Origin of the sequence: Bittarella sp. HCP28S3_D9, from assembly GCF_052065655.1 — a bacterium.
Taxonomy (GTDB): domain Bacteria; phylum Bacillota; class Clostridia; order Oscillospirales; family Ruminococcaceae; genus Bittarella; species Bittarella massiliensis.
In genome coordinates this window covers 1-26,856 of sequence record NZ_JBQHTP010000004.1, presented here as the reverse complement: position 1 = coordinate 26,856, position 26,856 = coordinate 1, and the positions used below count along the sequence as shown (strand labels likewise).

The 26,856-nt window shown below is 58.1% G+C and carries 16 protein-coding genes and 3 tRNA genes; 14 read left to right on the top strand and 5 right to left on the bottom strand.

Translation table 11 applies throughout. The features are described from left to right. Positions 1–898 precede the first annotated feature (898 nt). From ACTNAU_RS03840 to ACTNAU_RS03830, 3 genes are read right to left on the bottom strand one after another with little or no spacing between them, the layout of a single operon-like run. Positions 899–3,604: a transglutaminase-like domain-containing protein gene (locus ACTNAU_RS03840; protein WP_441097604.1), complete on the bottom strand. Its 2,706-nt coding sequence runs from the start codon at positions 3,602–3,604 to the stop codon at positions 899–901. Between the two features lie 16 nt (positions 3,605–3,620). Beyond that, positions 3,621–4,811, bottom strand: coding sequence for a DUF58 domain-containing protein (locus ACTNAU_RS03835; protein WP_185915835.1), 1,191 nt, complete (start codon positions 4,809–4,811; stop codon positions 3,621–3,623). 24 nt (positions 4,812–4,835) lie between these two features. Continuing rightward, a complete protein-coding gene (locus ACTNAU_RS03830) occupies positions 4,836–5,801 on the bottom strand; it encodes an AAA family ATPase (RefSeq protein WP_185915834.1) in 966 nt (321 codons plus the stop codon). Positions 5,802–6,078: 277 nt separating this feature from the next. On the opposite strand from ACTNAU_RS03830, the gene ACTNAU_RS03825 reads away from it, so the two are divergent. The 3 genes from ACTNAU_RS03825 (at position 6,079) to ACTNAU_RS03815 (ending at position 6,413) form a co-directional block, all read left to right on the top strand. Then, a tRNA-Pro gene (locus tag ACTNAU_RS03825) sits at positions 6,079–6,155 on the top strand. 57 nt (positions 6,156–6,212) lie between these two features. Further along, positions 6,213–6,288 (top strand) — tRNA-Thr (locus ACTNAU_RS03820). 40 nt (positions 6,289–6,328) lie between these two features. Continuing rightward, positions 6,329–6,413, top strand: a tRNA-Tyr gene (locus ACTNAU_RS03815). A 199-nt stretch (positions 6,414–6,612) separates the two neighbouring features. On the opposite strand, the gene ACTNAU_RS03810 is transcribed toward ACTNAU_RS03815, so the two are convergent. Beyond that, entirely contained in the window at positions 6,613–7,716 is a 1,104-nt protein-coding gene (locus ACTNAU_RS03810; protein WP_441097601.1) for an IS3 family transposase, read from the bottom strand. Positions 7,717–8,521: 805 nt separating this feature from the next. On the opposite strand from ACTNAU_RS03810, the gene ACTNAU_RS03805 reads away from it, so the two are divergent. From ACTNAU_RS03805 to ACTNAU_RS03770, 8 genes are all read left to right on the top strand, one after another. Continuing rightward, positions 8,522–9,478, top strand: a complete 957-nt coding sequence (locus ACTNAU_RS03805; RefSeq protein ID WP_441097599.1) for a hypothetical protein — start codon at positions 8,522–8,524, stop codon at positions 9,476–9,478. A gap of 3 nt (positions 9,479–9,481) precedes the next feature. After that, complete coding sequence (locus ACTNAU_RS03800; protein ID WP_441097597.1) at positions 9,482–9,964, top strand: hypothetical protein; 483 nt, start codon at positions 9,482–9,484, stop codon at positions 9,962–9,964. Then, on the top strand, positions 9,951–12,014 hold the full coding sequence (locus ACTNAU_RS03795; protein WP_441097596.1) for a hypothetical protein: 2,064 nt from the start codon (positions 9,951–9,953) through the stop codon (positions 12,012–12,014). Before ACTNAU_RS03800 ends, ACTNAU_RS03795 begins: the two co-directional genes overlap by 14 nt. Before the next feature lie 773 nt (positions 12,015–12,787). After that, the gene (locus ACTNAU_RS03790) at positions 12,788–13,612 is read left to right on the top strand and encodes a tyrosine-type recombinase/integrase (RefSeq protein ID WP_185915833.1); all 825 of its coding nucleotides are present in this window, start codon (positions 12,788–12,790) and stop codon (positions 13,610–13,612) included. A gap of 352 nt (positions 13,613–13,964) precedes the next feature. Beyond that, entirely contained in the window at positions 13,965–15,710 is a 1,746-nt protein-coding gene (locus ACTNAU_RS03785; protein ID WP_441097594.1) for a hypothetical protein, read from the top strand. A 251-nt stretch (positions 15,711–15,961) separates the two neighbouring features. Next, complete coding sequence (locus ACTNAU_RS03780; protein ID WP_185915831.1) at positions 15,962–16,909, top strand: diguanylate cyclase domain-containing protein; 948 nt, start codon at positions 15,962–15,964, stop codon at positions 16,907–16,909. A gap of 156 nt (positions 16,910–17,065) precedes the next feature. After that, a complete protein-coding gene (locus ACTNAU_RS03775) occupies positions 17,066–18,358 on the top strand; it encodes an ATP-binding protein (protein ID WP_441097593.1) in 1,293 nt (430 codons plus the stop codon). A 90-nt stretch (positions 18,359–18,448) separates the two neighbouring features. Continuing rightward, on the top strand, positions 18,449–19,222 hold the full coding sequence (locus tag ACTNAU_RS03770) for a LytR/AlgR family response regulator transcription factor (RefSeq protein ID WP_185915829.1): 774 nt from the start codon (positions 18,449–18,451) through the stop codon (positions 19,220–19,222). Positions 19,223–19,337: 115 nt separating this feature from the next. On the opposite strand, the gene ACTNAU_RS03765 is transcribed toward ACTNAU_RS03770, so the two are convergent. Then, positions 19,338–20,699 carry a hypothetical protein gene (locus ACTNAU_RS03765; protein ID WP_441097590.1) on the bottom strand — a complete coding sequence of 454 codons (1,362 nt, stop codon included), beginning with the start codon at positions 20,697–20,699 and terminating at the stop codon, positions 19,338–19,340. A 278-nt stretch (positions 20,700–20,977) separates the two neighbouring features. Between ACTNAU_RS03765 and ACTNAU_RS03760 the strand changes: the two genes are divergently transcribed. The 3 genes from ACTNAU_RS03760 (at position 20,978) to ACTNAU_RS03750 (ending at position 26,737) form a co-directional block, all read left to right on the top strand. After that, positions 20,978–22,357, top strand: a complete 1,380-nt coding sequence (locus ACTNAU_RS03760) for a glycine--tRNA ligase (protein ID WP_185915827.1) — start codon at positions 20,978–20,980, stop codon at positions 22,355–22,357. 417 nt (positions 22,358–22,774) lie between these two features. Continuing rightward, entirely contained in the window at positions 22,775–25,015 is a 2,241-nt protein-coding gene (locus tag ACTNAU_RS03755) for a bifunctional metallophosphatase/5'-nucleotidase (protein ID WP_216401058.1), read from the top strand. 258 nt (positions 25,016–25,273) lie between these two features. Continuing rightward, complete coding sequence (locus tag ACTNAU_RS03750) at positions 25,274–26,737, top strand: amidohydrolase (RefSeq protein ID WP_441097588.1); 1,464 nt, start codon at positions 25,274–25,276, stop codon at positions 26,735–26,737. Positions 26,738–26,856 lie beyond the last annotated feature (119 nt).

Genomic DNA, 26,856 nt, shown 5'->3' with positions numbered 1-26,856 from the left:
TTTTGGGGGCGAGAAGACGGCGGGGGGTCTCCCCAAACTCTGGCGGAATTGCCCCTTTTTCAATCAGCGGATCAGTTTCCCTCTTGGTCTGGGATATATAAAGGGCTCGTCCGGCCAAAGGCGCTGAGAAAAGCGGGGGATTGATGCTCCCGACAGTGGGAGGAGAGGTTGGCGGGGAGGACGCTGTGGCGGCAGTGTCTGTGGGAGAGGGGAGGTTTCTCTCGGCCTTGGGGGACCACTCGCTTCCCAGCGGCGGTCGCCCTGCCGATGGGGCCAATGGGGGCCAATTGAGGGCGTCGGGGGAAGAACAGGCGGCACCCTGCTCCTGGCGAAGGGGCAAAAGGCTGGTCGGGAGGGGAGAAGATCCCCAGCAGCAGTTGAAGTGGGGCCGGCATTCGCCCAATCTAGGGTGACCCCGCTTCACTGGCGGGTCGCCTCTGTGGAGGGGGACAGGCCGCTGGGAGGAGGCGGCCCGCCCGATGGAAGGGAGTGGCCCCTGCGGTGGCGGAAAAAAGCCCCTTCATTTTTGGGCCTGTGGGGTGGGGAAAGCTGCTCCTCTTGACATTGGGGGCAGAAAATATGGAGCGGTCCCGGTTGTGTGCTGTGCAGTCGGGTATACCCCATTAAATATGGGAGCCTTCTCCTTTGGGTGCTGGGCCGGCCGGCGCACCTGTCGAGAGGAAAGGGGGAAGCCGTTTTCCGGCCGCCGCCATTCTGAGCAGGGTAGGCTTCTGCGAGGGGGAGATGGGGATGCCCTCTCTCCCCTATGGCTGAAACGGCCCGATCGCCGGCGGGGGCGAAGGGAAAAACGCAGCAGCGGGCCCGACGGCCTGCCGTGTGGCAGGTGCCGGGCCCGCTGTGTAAAAAAGGAGGAGGAAAGGCAACGGTAGGGGACATCTCACCAGAGCGCGTGGAGGAAGCGGAAGGAGAGTTTCTTAAAGATGTTTTGGTCCTTGGACACTGAGCGGATGAACCGGTCGACAAAGACCAGGAATTCGCGGAACTGCTCCGGCGTCATCTGGTGTTGGCTGAAGCCGGCTTCCAGCACCAGCTCGATGATGGGCAGGGCCTCGCCGTGCTCCAGGTGGTCGCCAAAGGCCACCTCGATGCTACTGGCCATCCCGTAGTAGGAGTGGGCGTGGGTGTAGCCGAAGGAGAAGAAGTCCAGCGCCTGCAGCAGGTAGCGGTAGAGGCGGATGATGTTGCGGCGGGGCTCGTCGGTCTCCAGGGAGCGCTTGAAGCGGTGGATGCGCACAAACCGGCGCAGGGCCAGAAAGACGGCGGCGACGGCGATCAGGCCGCCCAGCCAGGCGATGCCGGTCCAGACGATGGTGGTCCAGGGGGCGTTTTTAAGGGGCCGCCGCCAGGTGTCGAAGATGGAGAGGGGGTCGTCCACCCCGTCAAAGGTGACGCTGCCCCCGCCGATGCTGTCGCTGGGGTCGCCGCTGCCGGTTCCGCCCCCGCCGGAGATGATGGGGGGCGCCACCTCGCCGTCCACCACGGGCAGGGTGTCGTACTCGATAGAGCGGTCGGGGGTCATCTCCACCGGCACCCAGCCAAAGCCGTCCAGGTAGATCTCCACCCAGGCGTGCATGGCGCTGCCGCTGACCATGGTGCCCCGCCGCTCCACCAGGGCGGTGACCCCCAACAGGGGCTGCTCGATGGGGACCTTCTCGTCCTCCAGCCCGCGGCCGCTCAAGGCCTGGGGGGTGAGGGCGTAGCCCTCCACATAGCGGGCGGGCACGCCGGCCGAGCGCAGCATCATGGCGCCCGCCGAGGCGAAGTGGGTGGCAAAGCCGCTGTCCCGCTGGGTGAGGAAGTACTCGACAAAGTCCTGCCCGTCGGGGGTGGAGCCGGGGGCGGGGTTGTAGTGGTAGTGTTCGCTCAAATAGCTGCGGACCCAGTCGGTGTAGGTGGCCAGGTCGCCCGCCTCCGCCAGGGCCTGGGGGGTGAAGAGCTCGTCGGTGAGCACCTTTTGAATGTTCTCGGGCACCTGGGTGTAGGTCTGGTAGACAAAGCGGCGATAGGCCGCCTCCCGCCGGGCGTAAGCCGCCGCGTCGCGGTCGCGCTGCGCCGCCTCCTGCAGGGGGGTGTCCATGTCCACCCCCAGCAGGTTGGGGGCGGTGTAAAAGTCAAAGTCGTAGGAGCCGGCCCAGCGGTTGTTGTCGGTCCAGATGGTGCTGTCCAGGTCGGTCTGGGCGGTCTCCCGCTCGGGCAGCTCCTCCCCTTCGAGGAGGAGGGAGGGGTCGATCTCCTCCCCAATGTACCAGGGGTAGACCGCGCCGTAGGGCACATAGGTGAACTGCTTGAGGGCGGTGTTCTTGAGCCCTTCCACCGAGATGGTGGCATGGGAGAGGTAGACCCCTTTGAGCACCGGGTTGTCGATGGTGTCACAGAGGGCGATGTAGTCGCTGGGGAGGTTTTGGGGCGAGGTCTCCGCCTCGGAGAAGAGGGAGCCGAAGGCCTGCCGGCCCGTCTGCTCGGCCTCCTCGTCCAGGGTGTCCCACCGGTCCCCCCGGTAGATCCCGCCCACATACCCCTTGAGGTAGATGGACTGGCCCAGGGTGGGGGTGCGGATCATCAGGTCGTTGGCGGCGTCGTAGTTGCGCCAGATGCCCAGGCGGCTCAACTGCCCGCGGTAGAGGTTGAGGATACGGCTGGGCTGTTTCTCCATCGACACCTCGGAGAGCTTGTGCCCAGCGCCGTTGCGAAAGGAGGTAAAGGCCCGGCTGTTGTACAGCGGCGGCGAGATGATGAGCCCGCCCGCCGCCAGGCAGCAGAGGCAGAGGCCGACGAGGACACAGCCGCTCTTGAGGGCGGTGGCGTAGCGGTAGTTGTAATTTCGGTAGTCCACCCGAAAGGTGCGGGCCTTTTTCTCGATTTTTTCGGAGAAGTCCCTCTTGGCGCGGGGGTGCCGGGTGGCCAGGTGCAGGGAGAGCACCAGCGCGTAGGAGGCGGCCAGCAGCAAGAAGGGGAGGTAGGAGGGGGTGAGGCCGTAGAAGAGCCCCGGGAGCAGCGGTAGGAAGGTGGCCGCCAGGTAGAGGAAGATGTTGGACCGATAGAGGATGGCCACCCCAATGACAAAGAGGATGCAGCAGAGGGCAAAGTTCACAAAGAAGCGCTCGCTGGCCGGCTGGTCGTAGAGGGGCGGGATCCGGTAGGGGATCAAAAATTCAAAGGTGTGCCAGTTGAGCAGTTCGATGACCCGGTTGAAAAACATCTCAAAGCCGAAAAAGAGGGCGTCGCTTTTGAAGAGGCCGAAGGAGACGGCTGCAAAGAGGACCACCCCCGTCCCCGCCAGGGGGTATTTAAAGAGGGTGTAGAGCAGGCAGACCCCCACCAGACAGACCCCCAGCGCCACCGGGGAGACAAGGCTCACCGGCAGCTGGTAGAGGGTGAGGAAGCTGGCCAAAAAGGAGAGGGCGCAGAGCCCCAGCAAAAACAGCCGCACATACCACCTGGCCCGGGGGGCGCGCCGCTCCAGGGCGAGGGAGGTGTCCCGCAGAAGGGCGATGTCGTCCCCCTCCAGCGGGGGGAGGGGCGCCGGGTGGCGCAGTTTGTAGAGGAGGGAGGGTTTCTTGCCGCGCTTTTTCTTCGCTTTCAAAGTCCAGTCCCCCCCTTCACAGGATCAGGGCCTGCAGGGCCCCTTCCGGGTGGTCGGAGTCCACACAGATACAGCGGATGCCATACCGGTCCAGCACCGGCATGTCGCAGTGGTCGAAGTCGTGGATGTAGAAAAAGGTAAAGGGCTCCCGGTGCTCCATCCCCATCTGCTCGATGGGGCCGGTCTCGATGATGGGGGCCAGGTAGAGCACCTGGGCGCTCTTGGCCACGGTGAAGTTCTGGCAGTAGGCCTGCAGGGCGTAGATCTGTTCGGTGTAGCTGGCGGCGTCAAAGAGGTCGTCCAGGCAGCCAAACAGGTCGGCCTCGTCGGTGATCCGGTGGGAGGCGAGCCCCCCGTTTTGCAGGTCGTACCAGTAGACGGTGTGCTCGATCCCCTCCTGCAAAAAGAGGGGGGAGAGGACACAGAGGGTCTCCAAGATGGCGTCGAGGTAGTTCTTGTCCTCCCGCGAGCCGGAGACCCGGTAAAGCTCCAAGAAGATGCAGGTGGTGTCCTGCAGGGGGAAACTGGACTCCTTGACGATCATCTCGCCCACCTTGGCGGTGAGTTTCCAGTGGATGTGGTTGATCCGGTCGCCGGGCTGGTATTCCCGCAGCTTGAAGGTCTCGGAGGAGTCGTCCCCCCGCCGGTGGCGGGAGAAGGTGTTGCTGTCGGGCACGTGGCGGAAAAAGTCCACCCCGATGCGGGCGGCCGAGTCCACAAAGGCGGGCAGCACCGGCAGCACAAAGCGGCTGTTCGGCTCCAGCCGGATGCAGGTGATCCCCAAAAAGTCGTACAGCCGCACCTCGCCCAGGGAGAAGGTGATCTTCCCGGTGTGGCGGGGAGCCACCGAGTAGGAGATGGTCTGGGTGTTTTTGGAGAAGACAGGGGTCTCCACCACCGTCCGGTTGGGGTCGCTGTAGAACTGGTGTCGGGCCAACAGCTCCACCTGGCAGCGGGCGATGGGCAGCCGCCCCCGGTTTTTGATCTGCAGCTGCAGGGAGAACGACTCGCCCCGCCCCAGGGAGTGGGGGCCGGGCAGCAGCTCCACCTCGACTCTTTTGGCGCAGTGGCGCAGCAGCAGATAGAGCCCCAGGGGGAGCAGCAGCGCCATGGCGAAGGCCAGCATGGACAGGTACTCCCGATAGGAGAAGGCGAACACCGCCATGGCGACGCAGAACGCCCCGTAGATGATGCGCGCTTTTTTCACGGGAACATCCCCTTTCGGCGTCTTCTACTGTTGGTCGAGCAGGCTCTCGGTGATCTGCGGGGCCGGAGTGTCGTTGAGGATCTCCTGCAGCAGGGTCTTGGCGGTGACCCCGCCGACCCGCGCCTTGGAGCCCAGCACCAGCCGGTGGGCGCCCACGTCGAAGAAGGTCTCCTGCACGTCGTCGGGCACCACGAAGTCGCGGCCGTAGAGGTAGGCCATGGCCTTGGCCATTCGGATGTGGGCCAGGGCGCCGCGGGGGCTCATCCCCAGGGTGATCATGGCGTGGTTGCGGGTGGCCTCGGTCAGCTGGGCCACGTACTCGTAGATGGCCTTGTGCACGGTGACCAGCTGGGTCTCCCGCTGCATCTGCAAAATTTCCTCCCGGCTGGCCTGGGGGATGACCTCGTCCAGCGGGTTGCTGTCGTGGCGGCGCTCCATGATGGTGATGGTGCTCTCCACGTCGGGGTAGCCCATGGAGAGGCAGATGAGGAACCGGTCCAGCTGCGACTCGGGCAGGATCTGGGTGCCGGCCGAGCCCACCGGGTTCTCGGTGGCGATGACGATGAAGGGCTTGGGGGTCTCGCGGGTGACCCCGTCGACGGTGATGCGGCCTTCCTCCATCACCTCCAGCAGGGCCGACTGGGTCTTGGAGGAGGTGCGGTTGATCTCGTCGGCCAAAAAGAGGTTGCAGACCGCCGCGCCGGGCTTGTACTCAAAATCGCCCAGCTGCTTGTTGTAGATGGTGAAGCCGGTGATGTCCGAAGGCATGACGTCGGGGGTAAACTGCATGCGGTGGTAGTCCAGCGAGAGGGCCTTGGAGAAGGCCATGGCCAGGGTGGTCTTGCCCACGCCGGGGATGTCGTCGAGGAGGACGTGACCCTGTGCCAGCAGGGCCATGAGGATCTTGGCGGCGATGTCGTCCTTGCCGACCACTGCTTTTTTGATTTCAGAAAGGATGCGTTGCGCCTTGGGGTTATACGTGTGCTCCATGCTTTCACTCCCTTTTTGCTCTGTCCGCGCGGCCGCCTCCCCGCGGGGCGGGGCGACAGGGCGGCCGTTTGCTATAACAACAGTATACATGAGCAAATTTTTTCATACAACCTGACGGAGGTTACAAAGTGTTACAGTTGGGTTACAGCGCGGCGAGAGCGCGGAAAAGAGGGGGGCGGATCTGGTTGACAAACGGGCGCGGATGGGCTAAAATATAAAAGCTGTGTTACGAATATCCAGCAATTTTTGGTGTGCTGCGCTGTAACACAAAGGCTGACGAGGCGTAGCTCAGTTTGGTAGAGTGCCTGGTTTGGGACCAGGATGCCGCAGGTTCAAGTCCTGTCGCCTCGACCAATTTTTTTGTTGACAACGCGAAAAGAAGATGGTATAATCCATACCGTTGTCACATTTGCTGGTGTAGCTCAGTTGGTAGAGCAGCTGATTTGTAATCAGCAGGTCGGGGGTTCAAGTCCGTCCACCAGCTCCATTGAAAAGGGCCGGCCAATGTGGCTACTAAAATAAAATATGGTGGAGTTCCCGAGTGGCCAAAGGGGGCAGACTGTAAATCTGTTGCGTTTCGCTTCGATGGTTCGAATCCATCCTCCACCACCAGACTAAGTCTGGACGCATTTCGCGTTCAGACTTTTTGTTTTGCTTAGGCAAAGCACTCGCGCTGACGGCGGCATCTAAACCGTTCGTCCCTTTCATCTGATCGGATGACAGTATTTTGAACAGTTTTTTGTGGACTGTCTAAAATACTGTCATCCGCTTTTTATTTCGTGTTTAGAGCAAAAAAGTATGCAGCTTCGAATTAAGCCGGAGTTTTCATATTTAATTTTCGATGAGGTCTTCCCTCGTTATAGAACTCGATGTATTCGGCAACGGATGCTTCAAGTTCTTCTTTTGTACGATACACATTCCGGAATACCTGTTCTTTTTTGAAACCGGAAAAGAAAGCTTCCAATACAGCGTTATCATGGGGTTGTCCCGGTGTAGAAAATGACTGTTCTACATGATAGCCTTTCAGGATTTGCCGGAAAACATAGGATGTATACTGACAGTCTTGATCGCTGTGAAAAAGCAAACCTTGTGGTTGGTTTCTCGATTTGTAAGCATACATAAACGCTTTAATGGTTAAATCAGTATCAATTCGTTCCGATACACTGTAAGATAACACTTTCCGGGAGAATAAATCCAGGATCACACAAACATAATAAAATTGGTCTCCGACAGGTACATATGTAATATCGCTGGCCCATACTTTGTTTGCTTCCGTCTGATCAAAATTTCTGGATAGTTTATTGCGATAGAATTTTGAGCGTGGATGCATATAAGCCGCATCAGGCTTGGGAACAACTGCAGAAAGCTTCATTTCTTTCATAAGATAGTTAATCCTTCGGACACTAATTTCATATCCCATTTCATGCATTTTGGCGCGGATTGGCCGAGCTCCTAGCCGTCCTTTGCTATCTTCAAAAATTTTCTGAATGATGGGACAGAATGCTTCGTTCTGTTGATCAACCAATTTTTTAGTTTTTTGGCTTTTCATGTGGTTGTAAAAAGTTCCTCGAGCTAGCCCCAGCGCATCGCATAAAGCTCGAAGCGAATACTGTCCATATAGTTTCTTTACTGCCTGAATCTTTTCTTCACGAGATGCGTTGCATCCACAGTTTGCTTTCTTTAATATTTCGTTTTCTTCCCGAAGTTTTTGATTTTCCTCCTCAAGACAAACGATTCGGTGGCCGGAAATGATTGTACCGGTTTTAGGCGCTTTCCGTTCCGTATAAAGTTTTATCCAATTATATAAGGCACTTCTTGAAATCTGATATTCTTCACAAATCTCTTGGACTGATTTTCCACTCTCGTAAAGTGAAACTAAGTGTTTTTTATCTTCCTCTGTGTGTCTTTTGCCCATCTTATTAATTCCTCCTTATACTTAGAAGATGGACTTTTTATTATAGCAGATTTGTTTTTGCACTTTGCAAGATACTTAAGAAAAAATTAGTGAATCAAGAAGTTCGTAGAGAGATGGAGACTTTTACACCACCAAGCTGCGGCAGCTTTCCGAACAGAAAATGACTCTCACCAGTCAAGTGCAGGAAATCCAGAAAAAATAGCAAATCAGGCGCAGGAGTATCAATACCAGCAGGCACTGCTTTATATCAATAACGAGGAAAACCTGAACCTTACTGAATTTAATGATGACTTCATCTGAAGAATCATTGAACAAGTGACAGTCTTATCCGCCACCCAGATCAGAATACGGTTTGTCGGTGGATACGAGCAGGATGCATACCTACCACTGAAAAAATAGAGTGCCCACAAAAAATAGCGCCGATGTCCTCAGGCCGAGGGCAACGGTGCTATTTTTTGTGGATACCTTAAATATATATAAAAAGCAACTTTCAAAATCGTAGGATTTCTGCTATAATAAAAATGAATAAGTGTACGTTAGAGAGGATTCTTAGATAGAGATGAATTAGAAGATTTGTGCAGAAAGGGGATTTAAGCATGAAAGTTCAGAATCCCCCACAAATAGGAGATAAATTATTTTTATTCCATCGAGAAGTAATCATTACAAAGACTTATTTAACTTTTCACCTTGTCAAGATTCGATATATAAATGAAATTACCGAATTTTGTATAGACTATCATGCCTTATCTTCCCGGCCTGACTATACAAATTCAATTGGAATAAACAAGCTAAGGGGTGGGTTATAATGAGCAGCATTATGACATTTATTGAGGGATATATGACCGGAAATGCATGGGAAGAACTCTGCGTAAAATGTTATCGTCTAAGATATCAAAGAGAGCATTACACGGCTATCCCTGCTGTGCAAGGCGGAGATGCTGGCATTGAGGGATTTACTCACAGCGGAATAGTACATCAGTGCTATTGTCCAGAACGTGTATATTCAGATAATGAGCTTTATGCTCATCAAAGAAACAAGCTAACTGCGGATATTGAAAAATTAATGAATAATGGGGAACGCTTAAAAGACTTAGGAGTTCCGCCAATTGCTGAATGGCATTTTAATATTCCTGAATATAAAGATCCAAGAATTCTTAGCCATGCGCAATCGAAGCAGCAGGAAGTGTCAACTGCAAAAAAGAAAAATCCTGATTTGTTTGCTTACATTTCTGATGATTTTAAAATACTTGTTAAAGTTGCAGAAGATTTCGCTCCGGAAATTAGCAGAATTATTCGCACAAATCTCACTGATATGAAGCTTAATTTAGCGGTTCAACATCAAGAGATGCCGGATTGGTCTAAATGTGATTCCCAAAAAGTAGCTAATATACGGCGTAAAGTGGGAGCAGTGATGCACGTTGATGAAGACGATCCTGATTTAAATTATGTGATTAATATTTATATTGATTACTATATAGCTGGACTGGAAATCATGAACAATTTACAACTTCATTTTCCGGAAATCTATGAAGATCTCTATAGATTAGAGCAGAGCTATAAAAGGGAAGTTTCATTAAAAACTCGGATGAATACTGATCGACAATTAAATCAAAGCCTATTTAATAACATCCTCAACGAGTTTCAAGAAAAACTCGAAAAGGACTTTTCTAAAATACTGACACAAGCTTCAATTGTAGAACTAAAACAAGATTTAGTCGCAAGTTGGTTGGCTGATTGCTCTATGGAATTCAGGAGTGTATAACTAATGGTAAATCAATTCCCTCTACAAGGTGATATAATTTTTGATGCAAAACCAGATGCGGTACCTTATAACTATCGGATAAGTTATAAGGTTTCTCAGTTGTGTCTTATTATGTACATATGTGGATGGGGAACATCTTGCTCGCTCATTAAACTCCATATGATATCCTTTGCGTTGTTGTCACGAAAGAATATGGACAATCTAATAGAGTTTTCTGATAAAACAAATGAATCAGTGGTTGTTAGGTTTGATCCAGCAGTAAATAGAGCACTTACATATGCAGTCGCTTATGGATTTGTCTTACAACAACCAAATGGAAATTATAAATTAACAGACCAAGGGAAAAATTTTGCAGAACGAATCAAATTAGCCGGAGATCTAATGGCTACTGAAATTAGTGAACTTACAGATTTATCAAAAAGACTCACTGAATCAAGGATTAAGGAACTCACTGAAATTTGGAGGGATAGACATGCTGAGGATTAATAGATTACGTGTTGAAATTAATACTGCAAACGGCATGTATGGAATAGATGAGTCTTTTAAAAATGGACTTAATTTTGTGGCCAGTAAGGAAAACACTTGCGGAAAAAGCTCTATACTCGCAGCTATATATTACTGTCTTGGCCTTGAGCAGATACTGGGTGGTGTCGCAGGCATTGGTGGTAAGGTATTAACATCTGCTTTTAAAAACGCCATTGATGACAACGGAAAGTCTTGGAACGTTACGGAATCAGGAGCATACCTTGAAATTAGTAACGGCTCCGAAGAAATAACAATTTATAGAAACATCAAAGCAGAAAATAAAGATAATAGACTAATCACTGTATATTTTAGTGAATATGATTTGATTAGTAATCCAAAGATCCAGTCGGAAGATTTTTATGTAAATATTCAGCATGCTGCTACGAGTCAGAGGGGGTTTCATGCATTTTTAGAAGATTTTTTACATTTGAATCTTCCTTTAGTTCGCACATCCGATGGCAGTGAACGCAAACTGTATTTACAAATCATATTTTCTGCCATGTTTATTGAGCAAAAACATGGCTGGTCTGATATCCTGTCGGGAATGCCTGTATTTGGGATTCGAGAATCGAAAAAACGAGTGGTTGAATATATACTTGGACTCGATACTTTTAAAAATGAAAAAGAGCGAGATCGCTTAACTGGTATAAAAACAGAACTCGAAAATGAATGGGAACAGCTTATAAAGGAAATACAGCGATGTGCTTATTCCGAATCTTGCGACATCGTTAATATCCCTGTGTATCCCCGTGTGCTTTCAAACAAAGATTTTTCGCGTATTGCTATTCTAACAGTTGAGAAAGCTACTATAGAAGAAAAAACCAATCAATTAAAAATGGAATATGACTCATTACGCCAATTAAAGCCACGAGTGACTGACAATTTTGAGGCTTTAAATACAGAACTTTCAGAAACAGAAGCAACCATTCTCAAATTTGAAGAGATTGTACGTCAACTAATGCAGAAATTATCTGGAATTAATGAAGCAATTCATCGGCTGACTTCCGATCTTCAACTCATTTGTACTGATATTAGAAATAACGAGGATGCAGCTAGATTACAAAAGTTTGGTTCGGAAGTTAGTAATGGGCAAATAAATGCAAATATTTGTCCAACTTGCAAACAGCAGATTCAAGATAACCTCTTAGAAGCCAATCCTTGTAGTGGTTTTATGAGTATTGAAGAAAATATACGGCATCTTAAGGCACAGAAAAGTATGTTGGAATTTTCTCTCAATAGCCGTAAGAATACTCGTGATGCATTACAAAAAGAAAGGGAGGATTATGAAAGCAGATTATTAACTCTACGCCGGTTAGCTCAAACAATCCGCTCAGACCTTTTTACAACAACAGATACTGAAGCGTCTGAAGCAATAATTTTAAAAAAGATAGAAATATCAAAACAAATTGAGCAGCTATCTAATTTGCAAGACACTTTCCATTCTTTTCTTGATAATTTAAGTGATTTATCAGAAAAGTGGAATGATTATTTAGAGCAGAAAAGTCATTTGCCGAAGAAAGGAATTTCTGAAACAGACATGAGCAAAATTGCTCTATTAAAATCTCACTTTATCGATAACCTGCGAAGGTATCACTATAGCAGCTTATCAAGTTTTGATGGCATAGAAATTTCGGAAGAATCTTTACTACCAACTATTGATGGATTTGATATGAAATTTGATTCATCAGCAAGTGACGGAATCAGAACTATTTGGGCTTTTACACTGGCTCTTTTACAAGTTTCGATTGAAAAAGATGGGAATCATCCTGGAGTTATTATTTTTGATGAGCCCGCTCAACAAAGTATAGTTTCAGAAGATATGAACAGTTTTATTCAGTCGGTATCCGAAGTTAGCCCCCAAAGCCAGATAATTATGGCCATCACACTTAATAGTCACGAACTCATTCATATTATTGATGAGTTGGATACAGGTATGTACCATAAACTGGAGATTGCAGATAAAGCATTTAAACGATTTGAAAAAGTGGAGCCAGAGGAAATGTCAGATTAAGTAACTGGAAAGGCATCTAAACCGTTCGCCTCTTCCAAATTGAGTCTGGACGCGATCTGCGCTCCAGGCTCTTTTTTGTCAGAGTGGGGCGCCCGCCTCCAAGGGCATCTCAAGTGCCCACCCCTTTCGCGCCTGTGGTGCCATTCGCCCTCCACCGGCTTTTTATTGGGAAATGTTGACCCGCGCCTTGCGGCATGCAGAGCGCTTCCCCCATCTAAAAAATGCAGAGCAATTTGCTCTGCATTTTTTGTTGCGGCGCCGCGCCCGGAGACGGGGCAGTCGGCCTCGCTGTTTTAGAGCCGCTTTTCACGCAAGGCAAAAGTGCGGTTTTCCTTGAAAAAGCACCTGCCGGCCACAGGGGGACAGTGGGCTTTCTGCCATCGGAATGGCGCGCAGTGGTTTTCAACGGCACTTGCCGGCGAAGAGGGGGCCCTTTGAGAGCGCTTCTCGAAAAGGGGCGGCGCTCCCTTTTGGGGAAAGGCGGCCAATTTCAAAGAGTCGGCCGCCTCTTTCTCTCGTTTTGTCGATGGCAGAGGGGGCCCTTCTCCCCTTCCCCGTCGCACCCCACGGCTCTGACAGTGCGGGCGGGGAAAACAGCCGGTTTTCACCCGCCGGATCGAGCGCGTTTTTTCAGGGCGGGGCAAAGGCGATTTCTAGCAAAAGAACTTTCCATCATTTACCTGTGCGCAAAATTCGACAAAATCCTCTACAATCAAACAGGTGGACAGACAGTGAGAGGGAAGGAATTTGCAGAGAGGTAGGGGAAGGTCGATATGGGAAGAACGGTCAAGGAGTATATAGCGCATCTGGAGAGGGAGGAGAGAAGTCCCGCCACCCTCGGTCAGTACCGCCGGGACATCGAGGCGTTTCTCCGCTGGATGTCGGGGCGGGAGCTCACCAAGGAGCGGGTGATCGGCTACAAGGGGCACCTGCAGGAGGTGTATCGGCCGGTCAGCGTCAACGCAAAGCTGGCGGCGCTCAACGGCTTTTTTTCGTTTTTGGGCCGGCACGACCTGCGGGTGAAACAGTTGAAGATCCAGAGGCAGGCGTTCTGTCCCAGGGAGCGGGAGCTGTCCAAAGCCGAATACCTGCGCCTGGTCCGCACGGCAGAGACCCGGCGCGGCGACAGGCTCTCGCTGCTGATGCAGACGATCTGCGCCACGGGCATTCGCGTGTCGGAACTGCACAGCATCACCGCCGAGGCGGTGGAGAGGGGGGAGGCGGTTCTCCAGCTCAAGGGGAAGACCCGGGTGATCTTGCTGACGGGAAAGCTGCGGAAAAAGCTGCAGCGCTATCTGCGCCGGCAGGGGATCAGCAGCGGCCCGGTGTTCATCACCCGCACCGGGCGGCCGCTGGGCCGCTCGAGCATCTGGCGGATGATGAAGTCGCTCTGTACAGAGGCCGGGGTGGAGCGCAGCAAGGTCTTTCCGCACAACCTGCGGCACCTGTTTGCGCGCTGCTTCTACTCTGCCGACCGGGACCTGGCGAAGCTGGCCGACATTTTGGGCCACTCCAACATCAACACCACCCGCATCTACATCGTCTCTTCCGGCAGGGAACACCGCCAGCGGATGGACGCCTTGAAACTGGTGCTCTAAAAATAAAAAAACTACATAATCTGCATTATGTGCACACCTGGGCAAAACAGGGGCAAAAGGAGCAGCCGCCCTGCCCCGCAAAATGGACATTTGCAGCCGACGGGCAGACAAATGCGCACAGCAAGTCAGGCCTCCTGAAAAAAGAGAGTCGGGAGGTCTCTTTCTAGTGCCTGTATTTGTAAAACATCCATTGGGGCCCTTGACGGTTACAGGAAGAGAATGGTAATATAGATAAAAAGTTAAGATTGTTTCAGCTGACACCCGCTACATAATGCAGATTATGTGGCAATTTGGGGGAATTCAAGGGGAACCGCCAACGGGTTCTCTTGAAGAATAAAAAGGAGGCATACATATGGGCAAAGTAAAGATGTCGAAGAAACTCTTGTCCCTGGCGCTGTGCGCGGCAATGGCCATATCCATGGGCAGTGTCACCGCCTTTGCGGCAGAGGCGACGGTTTCCACGGCGGACGAGCTGACCAGCGCTGTCCAGAGCGGCGGCACAGTCAAACTCGGGGCGGATATCGAGCAGAGCGTCGTCGTTCCGGCGGGGGTCGCCGTCACCCTGGACCTCAACGGCAAGACCCTGACCGCCAAGGACAAGGACGCCATCTGCGTGAGTGCCGGCGCCACCCTCGAGGTGATCGACTCGGTGGGCGGCGGCAAGGTGCAGGCGGCGGTGAAGGGCTATGCCGCGGTGTTCAACAGCGGCAAGACCACCCTGTCCGGCGGGTACTACACCCGCAGCGCCAACCAGTGGTACACCATCTGCAACCACGGCGAGATGACCATCAACAAGGGCGTCACCGTAAAGACCACCGTCGACACCGTCTCCAGCTTGATTGAGAACGGCTACTCCTCTTATGCTGCGGCCAGGCCCAACGAGCGCAACAACTACGTGGAGGGCGCCAACAGCGCCAGCCCGACGCTGACCATCAACGGCGGCTCCTTCACCAGCGCCGGCTACAACCCCGTCAAAAACGACGAGGGCGGCGTTCTGAACATCTACGACGGCACCTTCAGCTGCCCGACCTACGAGGGCGCTGTGGTGCAAAACTGGAACATCGCCAACATCTACGGCGGCACCTTCACCGCCAGCGGCGACGTGGCCTGCGTCGTCTCCAACGGCAGCTGGGGCGACCACGCCAAAGGGCAGCTAGCCATTGAGGGCGGCACCTTTGTGGTGGACGACCAGGCCGCCAACGCCAAGCTGTTCTCCAACGGCCAGGGCTCTGGAACGGGGGGCTCGGTCGCCATCAAGGGCGGCGACTACACCGGCGAGTTTGACAGCGCCCTCATGGACGCCTACTACGACACCAGCATCTCCGCCGGTACCTTCACCTCTCCCGACGCGGCGGACTACGCCGTGCAGAGCGCCGTTGCCGCCTCTCTGAACTCCACCGGCAAGACCTATATCGGCACCGCCGCCGAAATCAACGAGACCCTCAACGAAAAGGCCGCCAAGGGCGACAAGGTGACCGTCCTGTGCGGCGATGTGGACCTGACCGGTCTGGACCAGGTCGCCGTCACCAACACCGGCAGCGGCAATGTCACCGTCAACGATGTGCCGGTCGCCGACACCCCTGTCACCACCCACGGGGCCGTCACCGCCGTTGCGGAAAAAGCGCCCACCTGCACCGAGGACGGCAACATCGCCTATTGGTACTGCGCTGACTGCGGGAAGTACTTTGGCGACAAAGAGCTGACCAAAGAGATCGCCCAGGCGGACACTGTGCTGAAGGCCACCGGCCACTCCGCCGGCGCCGAGTGGGTCTCCGACGGCAGCCAGCACTGGCATGCGTGCACCGTCTGCGGCGAAAAGGTCGAGGCGGCCGAGCACACCTTCAAGTGGGTGATTGAAAAGGAGGCCACCGCCACCGAGAAGGGGAGCAAGTACGAGGCGTGCGCCGTCTGCAGCTTCAAGAAGGCGGCTGTGGAGATCCCGGCCACCGGCGAAGCGGACGCCGACGGCGAAAAGTCCGACACGGCGCAGACCGGCGACTTCGGCGGCATGGGGCTGTGGGTCGCCCTTCTGCTGGTTTCCACCGCGGGGCTGACCGGCGCTGCCCTTTGCAGCAAGAAGAGAAAGTACAACAAATAGCGCCTTTTGAAAGGAGCGCCCTGCGGGCAGACCGCGGGGCGCTCTTTTTGTCTGGACAGGCGCCCTTTGGCGGCAGAGAGGGGAGGGCGGAAGAGGGGGTGGCGGCCGCCCAAAAGGTCTGCAGCTGGGTGGTTTTTCCCCTGAAAAGCGGGCGGCAAATTTGCACGCCCCCTTTTAAACAGAGCGATTTCCTGATAAAATGGAGCAAATGGCGGATGCGTCCGCAGTGGCAGTGGAAAGGAGGGCGGAAGATGAACGGTCCCCAAACGCCGGAGGAGTTTTGCCGGTTCCTCTGGCACCAGTACCTGGTGGAGCGCCGCTACGATTTCTTGGCGGAGGTCGTCGACCCCGCGCTCAGCGTCATCGGCACCGGCGCGCACGAGGTCAGCCGCAATGTCGAGGCATTTGAGGCGGCCATGGCGCGGGAGAGCGGGGAGTGGAACGGCAGCTTCCTCATCAAAGACCAGTGGTATCAGACGACCGCCCTCTCGGACGGGTGCTGCCTGGTGATGGGGGAACTGGTGGTGCGGGAGAGCGCCGCCGACGGCCTTCCCTACGACCTGCACTTTCGCTTTACCGTGGTGCTGCGCAAGGGGGACGGGGGCTGGAAGCTCGTCCACGTCCACCAGTCGGTCCCCGACCCCAATCAGACCCAGGATGAATTTTTTCCCCACCGGATGTTGGAGCAGACCGGCCAGCAGATCATCTACAACCTGCGCCACGACTCGCTGACAGGGCTGCTCAACCGCCTGTATTTGACCGAGACGGCCAGCCGGCTGATCGGCAACGGCCCCCAGGGCTGGCTGCTGGTGCTGGACATCGACCGCTTCAAAGACATCAACGACGACTTTGGTCACCCCTTTGGGGACAAGGTGCTGGTTTCGCTGGCGCAGAGCATCAAGAGCGCCTTTTCACAGGCGGTGGCGGGCCGGGTGGGGGGAGATGAATTTGTCGTCTACCTGCCGGGCGAGATGTCGCAGGCGGCGCTCGAGCGGCTGTTGGCCCGCTTCAAAGGGGATTGGGCAGAGGGCCAGCAGGCGCTGCGGGCGGGCCGCCCCATCACCGTCAGCATCGGCGTCTCCCAGTGCCCGCGGGACGGCGCGGATTACGAGACCCTCTGGCAGCGGGCGGACGAGGCCCTCTACACGGCCAAGAAAGGCGGCCGAGACCAGGTCTGCTTTCGCCGGGGCGGGAAGTGACGCCCCTGCGCACAACGGAACAAACGGCCTGCACGCGGCGCAGGTCGTTTTTTTCGCCGGGCGGGGGAGGGCCGCGGTGGACGGACGCGCAGTCCCTTCCTTCGACCAAGAATCAGTGCCCCGCAGCGCCGTGAGCGGGGGAAAAGGAGGTCTTTTGTGAACCAGACAGAACAGCTCTCCAACTGGCTGAACTACCTCATCATCGCCTTTTACATCCATCTGCTCGTGCCCAGCCGCTTTTCGGGAAAGCGGGCGGCGGCGGTGCTGACGGCGGGAAGTTTGGCGACCTTTTTGTTCAGCCTCTTTTGGTTTCTCTACAAGGGGCGCGCCTTTGTCATGACTTTCAGCGCGCTGATCATCGTGTTGCCGGTGCTTCTGCTGTCCCTGTTTTACGCCAAGTACCGGGACGCGCGAACGATTTTTACGGTGGTGACCATCTGCTCGATCATGATGGGGGTGGGCATCGTCGGGGAGATATGGAAGCACTTTTTGAGTCCCTGGGCGGAGATCCCGCTGGAGATGGCCCTGCACCTGGCGCTGCTGACAGCCATCGCCCGGGTGTTTCAGGAGCAGTTTTTCTTGATCCAGGAGCGGTTTCGCCGCCTCTGGCTCCTCCTCACCGCCATCCCCCTTCTCTACTGCGAGATCTTTGACCTGTTGGCGGAGTCGGCGCGCCTCTCCCCCTACCGCGGAGAGGGCACGGCCGTCGTGCTGATGGCGGTCTGCGCCATGATGGCCACCTATGTGCTGCTGCTCCTCTTTTTCCGCCAGCTGCGAATGCAGCTGGAACAGGAGCGGGCCAACCAGATCTTGATGGCTCAAGTCGAGATGATGAAGGCCCAGGAACAGGCCATCTTGCGCAGTGAAGACCGCATCCGCATCTACCGGCACGACCTGCGCCACTACCTGCAGATCGCCGACGAGCACCTGCGCGGCGGGCGCTACCAGGAGGCGCAGAAGGTTGTAAAAGACCTGGACGAGCAGGTGTCAAAGAGCACGGCCGTGCGCTGCTACTGCAAAAACCTCACCGTCAACGCCGCCCTCTCGGGGTACCTGCGGCGGGCCGAGGAGGAGGGGATCGCCGTCCGCTCGGCGCTGGAATTCCCCGCCCCCCTGCCCGCGGAGGAGTTGGAGTTGGCGGTGGTGCTGGCCAACGCGGCGGAAAACGCCCTGCACGCCTGCCAGAAGATGCCCGAGGGCGCCCCGCGCAGCATCGTGCTCAGCGGCCAGGTGGTGGGCTCCAGCTTTTTGCTGGAGATCGCCAACACCTACCGGGGAAAGATCGCCATCGACCCCAAGACGGACCTCCCCCTCCCCGAGGGGGAGGAGCACGGCGTCGGCACCAAGAGCATAATCGCCTTTGCCCACAAGTACGGCGTCCTGCTCGACTGCAGCGCCGAGGGGGGCTGGTTTGTGCTGCGGCTGCTCTTTCAGATGGAGGGGCGCTAAAGGGGGACATTTGTGCCGGTGCCCCGGTTGTGGTACAATGGCTGCAGCCACCCGCGCGCTGGCGCGGGAGAAAAAGAGGGGGGTGACGGGGTGAAGATCGCCATCTGCGACGACGATAACGAGCAGTTGTGCGCGCTGGAAGAGAGCCTCTCCCAGTACCGATGGGAGCGCGGCTGCGAGATGAAGCTGTGCCAGTACAGCTCCTCCGCCCAGCTGCTGGGTGAAATTCAGGGCGGTGCGCGCTACGACCTCTACCTCCTGGACGTGTTGATGCCGGAGGTGAACGGCATCCGCCTGGGGGAGGAGATCCGCCGGACCGACTGGGAGGCGGCGCTGGTCTACCTGACCTCCTCCCGCGACTTTGCGCTGGAGGCCTACGGGGTGAGCGCCTTTCAGTACCTGCTCAAGCCGGTGGAGAGGCAGACCCTCTTTGCCCTGCTGGACGCCCTTCGCACCTGGCGGCAGACCGGCAGCGCCCCCCAGTTTGCCTTTAAGAGCAAGGCGGGGCTCACAGTGGTCTACCAGAGCGAGATCCTCTATGTGGAGTACCGCAACCACATCCTCTATTTTCACCTGGAAAGCGGCGAGACGCTGCCCTCTCTGCACATCCGCGTCCCCTTTGAGCAGGCGGTGGCCGGCCTCTTGGAAAACGAGGACTTCCTCCACCCCCACAAGTCCTATGTGGTGAATATGAGCTGGGTGCGCCAGCTCACCTCCAACGCCTTTGTGATGGGGGACGGCTCGCTCATCCCCATCCCCAGAAAGAATTTCAGCGCGGTCAAGAGCAGCTATATCCGCTTTCTCGCGCAGAGGGGTCGCCGCCGGGGCCCCTTTGCAGTGCCGCCCAGCGACGGGACGGTGTGAGGAGATGAAAAGGCCCGCGCGCGCAGCTGCGCCCGCGGGCCTTTTTTGCCTTTTGGTGGCGAAGGGGGAGGCGGGGAAGACCAGCTCTCTGCCCGCCGGCTTTGCGGGCCGCCCCTCACCGGTAGAGGAGGCGGGCGCCGGTGTTGACGTGGATCATCTCCGGCGCGCTCCAGCCGCTGAAGCAGTAGATCCCCGCCCGGCGGCCGTTGTACCAGCTGCCGCCGAAGATGACCGCCCGCAGCCCCGGCCGCTGCCAGTAGAAGTCGCCGCAGTAGCGCTCCGGGCCGCCGTCTTCCCCCGAGCGGGTGGGGAAGCGGGCAAAGGGGAGGCGGGGGTCCTCCCCCCAGGCGACGATGGGGGACTCGTCGGTGGGGCTGTTGCAGTAGCTCACCATCCGGTAGGCGCTGGTGATGGAGCAGTCGCTGTAGGCGCCCGGGTCGGTGCAGACATAGGGGCGCAGGTCGAGGATATTGATCCCGTCGATCCACTCCCAGGTGTTGCCGTAGGGGTTTTCGATCCCCCGCCAGAGGATGGGGGCTTGCCCCTGCGGGTCGGCAAAGGCCGCACCGGAGGAGGCGGCCACCCCGTCGGCGCCCCCATTTACCCAGAGAGAGGAGTAGAGGAGCATCCCCGCCTCCAAGTCGGCGGGCGGGCCGTCAAAGGAGACGGCGGCCCGCCCCCCGCCCAGGGGGGTGACGCCGGTGACCGCGGCGTGGGGGACCACCCGGTTGTCCCCCAGCTCCCAGCCCAGGGCGATCCCCTGGCCGGGGCGAAACTGCCGGGCATACTCCTCCGCCACCACAGCGCGGTTGGTCGCCTGCTCGGACAGGAGCAGGGGGGATTCGGCGCTGTAGGGCAGGTCGGTCAGCCCGGTCATCACCGACTGGGAGTTGAGGGTGGCAAACTCCACGGTGAAGAGCAGTTGCAGCACGTCGCAGAGGAAGACCGCGTCCATCATCCCCCAGCGGGGGCCCAGGTTGCGGCAGAGGCCCCGCCAGGTGGGGCGGTCGGTGCGGATGCGGCCGTACCGGCCCGCGGCGCTGACCACCCCGCCCCGCCCGTCGGGGGCGCAGAGATAGGCGCCGATGTAGATGTGCTCCAGCGGCTGTCCCCGCGCGTCGAGAAAGGCCGGCGAGAGGCGAAACCCCTCCTGCCGGCAGGGGCTGACCAGCCAGTACTCCCAGCTCTCCCGCTCCAGGTGGAGCTGGTAAAAGCGGGGGATCTCCACCATCACCTGGCCCCCCTCGCCGTCGCTTCGGTAGCCGGGCTCGCCGAAATAGGCGCGCACCCGGCCGTCGGGCCCCAGGTTGCAGCGGCGAAAACCGCCCCAGGGGAGGATCTGGTCAAAGTCGTTTTGCACCCGCTGTCCGCCGACGCCCACCCGGGCTGTGAGCCCGGCGCTGTCGCAGACGCGCTCCAGGGCGGGGGAGGGGTCGCCCACCCGCCGCCGAACGCCGTAAATGCCGCTGTTTTTCAAGAGGATCGCCTGCCCTTTCCACTGGGATTTTTCTCTACTCTACCACGGAAACGGCGGCGGCGCAATCGGGGCCTTCAAACTTTGGGGAAAGGGCCTCGGCGGCGGGCTTTCCGCCTTGACTTCTGCGCGGCCAGACTTTACAATAGGAAGCGTACTGCCCCCGCTTCGCCGGGGGCTTTGTCGGATGGGCGCACCGCCGCCTGCGAGACCGACCGCGGCCGCAGGGCCGGCGAAACAAGAAGTCTGGCCCCAGGGGCTGGAAAATGGGAGGATTTGCAATGCTGCAAAACAGTGAAAAGAGCATGGACAAGGTGGTCTCTCTCTGCAAGAGCAGGGGCTTTGTCTACCCCGGGTCGGAGATCTACGGCGGCCTGGCCAACGCCTGGGACTACGGCCCCCTGGGGGTGGAGTTCAAAAACAACCTGAAGCGGGCCTGGTGGAAGAAGTTCGTGCAGGAGAGCCCCTACAACGTGGGGCTGGACTCGGCCATCCTCATGAACCCCGAGACCTGGGTCGCCTCCGGCCATGTGGGGGGCTTTTCTGACCCCCTGATGGACTGCAAGGACTGCAAGAGCCGCCACCGGGCGGACAAGCTCATCGAGGACTTCACCGGCGAGTCGGCCGACGGCTGGTCGGAGGAGAAGATGCTGCAGTTCATCGCCGACAACCACATCAAGTGCCCCAACTGCGGGGGGGAGAACTTCACCGACATCCGCAAGTTCAACTTGATGTACAAGACCTACCAGGGGGTCACCGAGGACTCGAAAAACGAGATCTACCTGCGCCCCGAGACCGCCCAGGGCATCTTTGTCAACTTTGCCAACATCGCCAGGACCACCCGCAAAAAGCTGCCCTTCGGGGTCTGCCAGGTGGGCAAGAGCTTCCGCAACGAGATCACCCCCGGCAACTTCATCTTCCGCATCCGGGAATTCGAGCAGATGGAGTGCGAGTTCTTCTGCAAGCCCGGCACCGATCTGGACTGGTTTTACTACTGGAAGGACTACTGCAAAAACTGGCTGCTGAACCTGGGGATGAAAGAGGAGAACATGCGGCTGCGCGACCACGAGCAGGAGGAGCTGTCCTTCTACTCCAAGGCCACCACCGACATCGAGTACCTCTTCCCCTTTGGCTGGGGCGAGCTGTGGGGGATCGCCGACCGCACCGACTACGACCTGACCCAGCACCAAAACCACAGCGGCAAAGACCTGAGCTACTTCGACCAGGAGGCGAATGAGCGCTACATCCCCTACGTGGTGGAGCCCTCCCTCGGTGCCGACCGGGTGGCCCTGGCCTTCCTCTGCGAGGCCTATGACGAGGAGCAGGTGGGGGAGAAGGACAGCCGGGTGGTCATGCACTTCCACCCCGCCCTGGCCCCCTTCAAGGCGGCCGTTCTGCCCCTGTCCAAAAAGCTGGGCGAACAGGCCGGCAAGGTGCGCGAGCAGTTGGCCGGAAAGTTCATGGTGGACTACGACGACGCCGGCTCCATCGGCAAGCGCTACCGCCGCCAGGACGAGATCGGCACCCCCTTCTGCATCACCTACGACTTTGAGAGCGAGCAGGACGGCTGCGTCACCGTCCGCGACCGGGACACCATGGCCCAGGAGCGGATCGCCATCGACCAGCTGGAGCGCTACATCGAGGAAAAGATCCAATTCTAGATCGCCGTCGCCCCCCGGGCGAAGGGACAGAGGCGGCCCCTCCCTTTTGGGAGAGGGGCCGCCTCTTTTTGGCGGAAGAGGGAGATGGTTTTGGATGATCAAAAGGGAAATGTTCTGTCCATTTTGCCAAATATGCGAGAAAATACGTCTACAAACAGGCGAAAATTATACAGGGTGAATAATTTTGCGAGGGAAAGATTGTCATTTCGACTGCAACAAAAGAACACTTCTTCCATCCCTTTTGTGATAAAATACGTATAGATTTTCTTTCGGCAGATGATTTTGTAATTTGCGCACAAAAAAGCTGGTCTGCCATTGGCAAACCAGCCCAGTTTTTTCAAAAAAATAGGATATTTCGTTGCTGAAAGAAAAATTATAATTTATCATCGCTGCTTGCAGCGAAAAGGGGAGGAAGAAATGAACCGAACGCTCAAACGGGCACTGGCCTCGCTCCTGTCGGGGGCGCTGGTGCTGACCATGGCGGTGGGGGCGCCTGCCCTCGCGGCGGAGCCGGACACCGTCACCATCTACCACACCAACGACATGCACGCCTCGATGATCAGCGACGCCTTCAACCTGGCCCACGTCACGACCATCAAAAAGAGCACCCCCAACAGCCTGCTGCTGGACGCGGGCGACGCCACCCAGGGGCAGCCCTTCTCCATGCTCACCAAGGGCAAGAGCGTCTTTGAGCTGATGAACGCCGCCGGGTACGACGCCATGGTGCTGGGCAACCACGAGTTTGACTACCCCCAGGAGACCCTGTTGGAAAATGTCAAGACCGCCAACTTCCCCGTTCTGGCGGGCAACCTGCAGTTTGGCAACGGCTCCAACCAGGAGCTCAAAAATGAGCTGGTGCGCGACTACATCGTCGAGACGGTGGGGGGCCACAAGATCGCCATCTTCGGGATGATCTCCCCCGAGACCTCCAGCCTGGCCTCTCCCGACAAGCTCAAGGGGTTGGACTTCCTGGACGTCAAGGCCGAGACCACCCGCATTCTAAACCTCATCGACCAAAATGAGACGGACATCGACGCCATCGTCTGCCTGGCCCACTGCGGCTGGTCCACCGAGGAGAAGTACTCCTCCAAGGCCATCGCCGAGGCGGGGGCCGGCAAGATCGACGTCATCATCGACGGCCACACCCACCAGGACATGTTGGAGGGGAAATCGGAGAAGGTCGGCGACACCCTCATCGTCTCCTCCGGCAGCACCCTGGCCAACCTGGGCAAGCTGACCCTGACCTTTAGCGGTCACGACCTCACCGGCGTGAGCACCGGGCGGATCAACAAGGCCACCGTCGAGGCCGAGAACATTCAGCCCGACCCCACCTGCCAGGCGGCCATCGACAAGGTCAAGGCCATGCAGGAGGCCAGCAAGACCCAGAAGGTGGGCAACACCCAGTCCACCCTCTACGCCAGCAAGATCCAGGCCCGCGCCCTGGACGAGCAGGGCAATGTGGTGGACACCGAGTACAGCGTCTCCGGCACCACCGAGGCAAACCTCTACGACCTGGTGGCCGACAGCCGCCGGTGGGAGGCGAAAGAGGCCCTTTCGGCCAACGCCACCTACAAAAACTACGACTACATCGGCTACATTTGCAGCGGCAACGTGCGGGCCACCATCCCCGCCGGGGAGATCACCATGGAGAACGTCTACCAGATCCTCCCCTGGAGCGACTCGCCGGTCATCTATGTGGCCATCAGCCCCAAGACCCTCTACGACATGGTGGAGGTCGGGGTCAGCAGCGTCACCTCGCAGGACGCCGCCACTGGGCAGATCAGCGGCGGCCACGGCCACTTTTTGATCCCCTCGGGCTTCACCTACACCTATGACCTCTCCAAGCCCGCCATCGCCTACCAGGAGTACACCAAGCCCGACGGCACCAAGGCCGGCCGCAAGACCCAGGAGGGCCAGCGGGTCACCGAAATCAAGTTGGAGGACGGCACCGTCCTCGACCGAAACGACGACGTGAAGTCGATCGTGGTCACCAGCGGCACCTACAACCTGGGCGGCGGCGACGGCTTCTGGGGCTTCACCGAGGACGACGCCTACACCAAGATCGGCAGCGGCGACGGGGAGAAGGGGATCTTCGTGCGCTACCTGGAGCACCTGAGCGCCCAGCCGGAAAATAAGGACGGCATCCGGGTGCCGGTCAACGGCGGCCGGATCCGGGCCATCGGCGGCGGCTACACCGCCGAGAGCTACCAGGCGTCCATCACCGCCCTCGGCGCGGGGGAACGGGCGGCCGACGCCACCTTCCAGGTGCGCGTCGACGGCGGCGAGGCCAAGGCCTACAAGACCGACGACAAGGGCCAGTTCGCCCTCACCCTCTCCAACGGGCCCCACGAGGTGACCGTCTTTAAGGAAGGCGCGGTGGAGGAGACCCTCTTCTACCTGAACAACTACGCGGGCATCCTCTCGGCCGTGGTGGAGAGCGAGAGCGCCATCCCCGCCGACAAGAGCGAACCCTCCGGCGAGGAGGGCAACCAGGGCGAAGAGAACAATCAGGGCCAACAGAACAGCCAGGGCGAGGAAGAGGAGCCCGCCGACGGGTCCAGCGCCAACACCGGCGACGCCTTCCGCCCGGCGGCTGTGGTTGTCGCCCTCTCCGGGGCGGCCCTCACCGCCTTCCTGCTGCGCAAAAAGCGCCGCTAGTTTTTAGAAAAGCCAGGCACACCTTCCAAAGGGGCCGGCGTTTCCCGCCAGCGGGGCGGGAGCGCCGGCCCCGCTGTGCGTTTGGGGCGTAGGGCCTTGTGAAAAGCGCTAAAAAACGGCGCAGTTCCTGGTCATCCGTCTAAAGTTGGGGGGAAAGGGCCGCCGCCCCTTCTTCCCGCGCTCCACGGGTGCTACAATGAAGGCAAGAGATCCACCCGTCCCGCCGACCGGGGCCGAATGCGTGAGGAGGTTGCGAAGATGGAAGCGAAGAATATCGTTAAAGAGGCAGTGGCCAAGCGGGCGCCTGCCCTGCGGGAACTGCACCACAAGATTTGGGAGAGCGCCGAGCTGGGCTACGAAGAGGTCCAGTCCGCCCTGGCCCTGCGGGACTTTATGGCGGCCGAGGGCTTTGCGGTGGAGACCGGGGTCGCCGGCATCCCCACCGCCTTTGTGGCCAGCTACGGCAGCGGGAAGCCGATCATCGGCATCCTGGCCGAGTACGACGCCCTCTCCCAGCTCAGCCAGCAGCCCGCCTGCCCCACCAAAGACCCCATCCCCGGACAGGAGGGCGGCCACGGCTGCGGCCACAGCGCCCTGGGCACCGGTTCCGCGGCGGCGGCCGTGGCGATCAAGGACTACCTGGACGCGACCGGGAAGAGCGGCACCGTCCGCCTCTACGGCTGCCCGGCCGAGGAGAACGGCTGGGGCAAGACCTTTATGGCCCGCGCCGGCCTGTACGATGACCTGGACTGCGCTTTTACCTGGCACCCCTTTGACAACAACGCCGCCTGGACCTTCAGCTCCCTGGCCAACGTCAGCGTAAAGTTCAAGTTCTTCGGTCGCACCGCCCACGCGGCGGCCGCCCCCCAGGCGGGGAGAAGCGCCCTGGACAGCTGCGAGATCATGAACGTGGGGGTCAACTACCTGCGCGAGCACGTCATCCCCGAGGCGCGGATGCACTACGCCTACCTGGACGTGGGCGGCACCTCCCCCAACGTGGTGCAGGACCACGCCTGCGTCCACTACTTCCTGCGCGCCCCCAAGAGCGCCCAGGTCCAGGAGATCCTGGCGCGGGTGAAGGATATCGCCAAGGGCGCCGCCCTCATCTGCGGCACCGAGTGCGTCTGCGAGATCCAGTCGGGGATGAGCGACTACATTCCCAACCCCACCATGACCAAGCTCCTCTACGAATCCCTGGTGGAGATGGGCGCCCCTGAATTTGACGAGGCGGACGGGGAGCTGGCGGCCAAGTTCTTCCATTCCCTTGACGACGAGCTTCGCCAGCAGGTGGTCAACGGCCTGGTCAAGCGCTACGGCGAGGAGCGGGCCAAGGAGATCGTGGCCGCCCCCCTCAACAAAGCCATCGACCCCTTGGACTTTAACATCGTCCCTGTCGCCGGTTCCACCGACGTGGGGGACGTGAGCTACGTGACCCCCACCGCCCAGGCCATGATCGCGGGCTTCTGCATCGGCACCACCCCCCACACCTGGCAGGTCACCGGGCAGACCGATTCCTCCATCGGCGAGAAGGGGTACCTAAAGGCCGGCGAGGTGCTGGCCCTGGCGGCGGCCAAGGTCATCGACTGCCCCGAGATGGCGGCCAAGGCCAGAGAAGAGCTGGTGGCCGAGACCGGCGGCGTCTACAACTGCCCCGCCCCCGACGACGTGCTGCCCCCCATCCCCGAAGGGGTGGCCCAGCGGGCCAAGGAGGCCGGCCTCTAAACCGCCCGTCCCACAGAACGGAGTTTTGGGGGGGGGGGGGGGGGGGGGGGGGGGGGGGGGGGGGGGGGGGGGGGGGGGGGGGGGGGGGGGGGGGGGGGGGGGCGGGGGGGGGGGGGGGG

Bases quoted from the DNA above. Each gene is read 5' to 3' on its own strand.
- ACTNAU_RS03810 (WP_441097601.1), bottom strand. From the start codon at position 7,716: ATGGGCAAAAGACACACAGAGGAAGATAAAAAACACTTAGTTTCACTT.
- ACTNAU_RS03790 (WP_185915833.1), top strand. From the start codon at position 12,788: ATGGGAAGAACGGTCAAGGAGTATATAGCGCATCTGGAGAGGGAGGAG.
- ACTNAU_RS03750 (WP_441097588.1), top strand. From the start codon at position 25,274: ATGGAAGCGAAGAATATCGTTAAAGAGGCAGTGGCCAAGCGGGCGCCT.
- ACTNAU_RS03760 (WP_185915827.1), top strand. From the start codon at position 20,978: ATGCTGCAAAACAGTGAAAAGAGCATGGACAAGGTGGTCTCTCTCTGC.
- ACTNAU_RS03755 (WP_216401058.1), top strand. From the start codon at position 22,775: ATGAACCGAACGCTCAAACGGGCACTGGCCTCGCTCCTGTCGGGGGCG.
- ACTNAU_RS03780 (WP_185915831.1), top strand. From the start codon at position 15,962: ATGAACGGTCCCCAAACGCCGGAGGAGTTTTGCCGGTTCCTCTGGCAC.
- ACTNAU_RS03805 (WP_441097599.1), top strand. From the start codon at position 8,522: ATGAGCAGCATTATGACATTTATTGAGGGATATATGACCGGAAATGCA.
- ACTNAU_RS03785 (WP_441097594.1), top strand. From the start codon at position 13,965: ATGGGCAAAGTAAAGATGTCGAAGAAACTCTTGTCCCTGGCGCTGTGC.
- ACTNAU_RS03795 (WP_441097596.1), top strand. From the start codon at position 9,951: ATGCTGAGGATTAATAGATTACGTGTTGAAATTAATACTGCAAACGGC.
- ACTNAU_RS03830 (WP_185915834.1), bottom strand. From the start codon at position 5,801: ATGGAGCACACGTATAACCCCAAGGCGCAACGCATCCTTTCTGAAATC.
- ACTNAU_RS03800 (WP_441097597.1), top strand. From the start codon at position 9,482: ATGGTAAATCAATTCCCTCTACAAGGTGATATAATTTTTGATGCAAAA.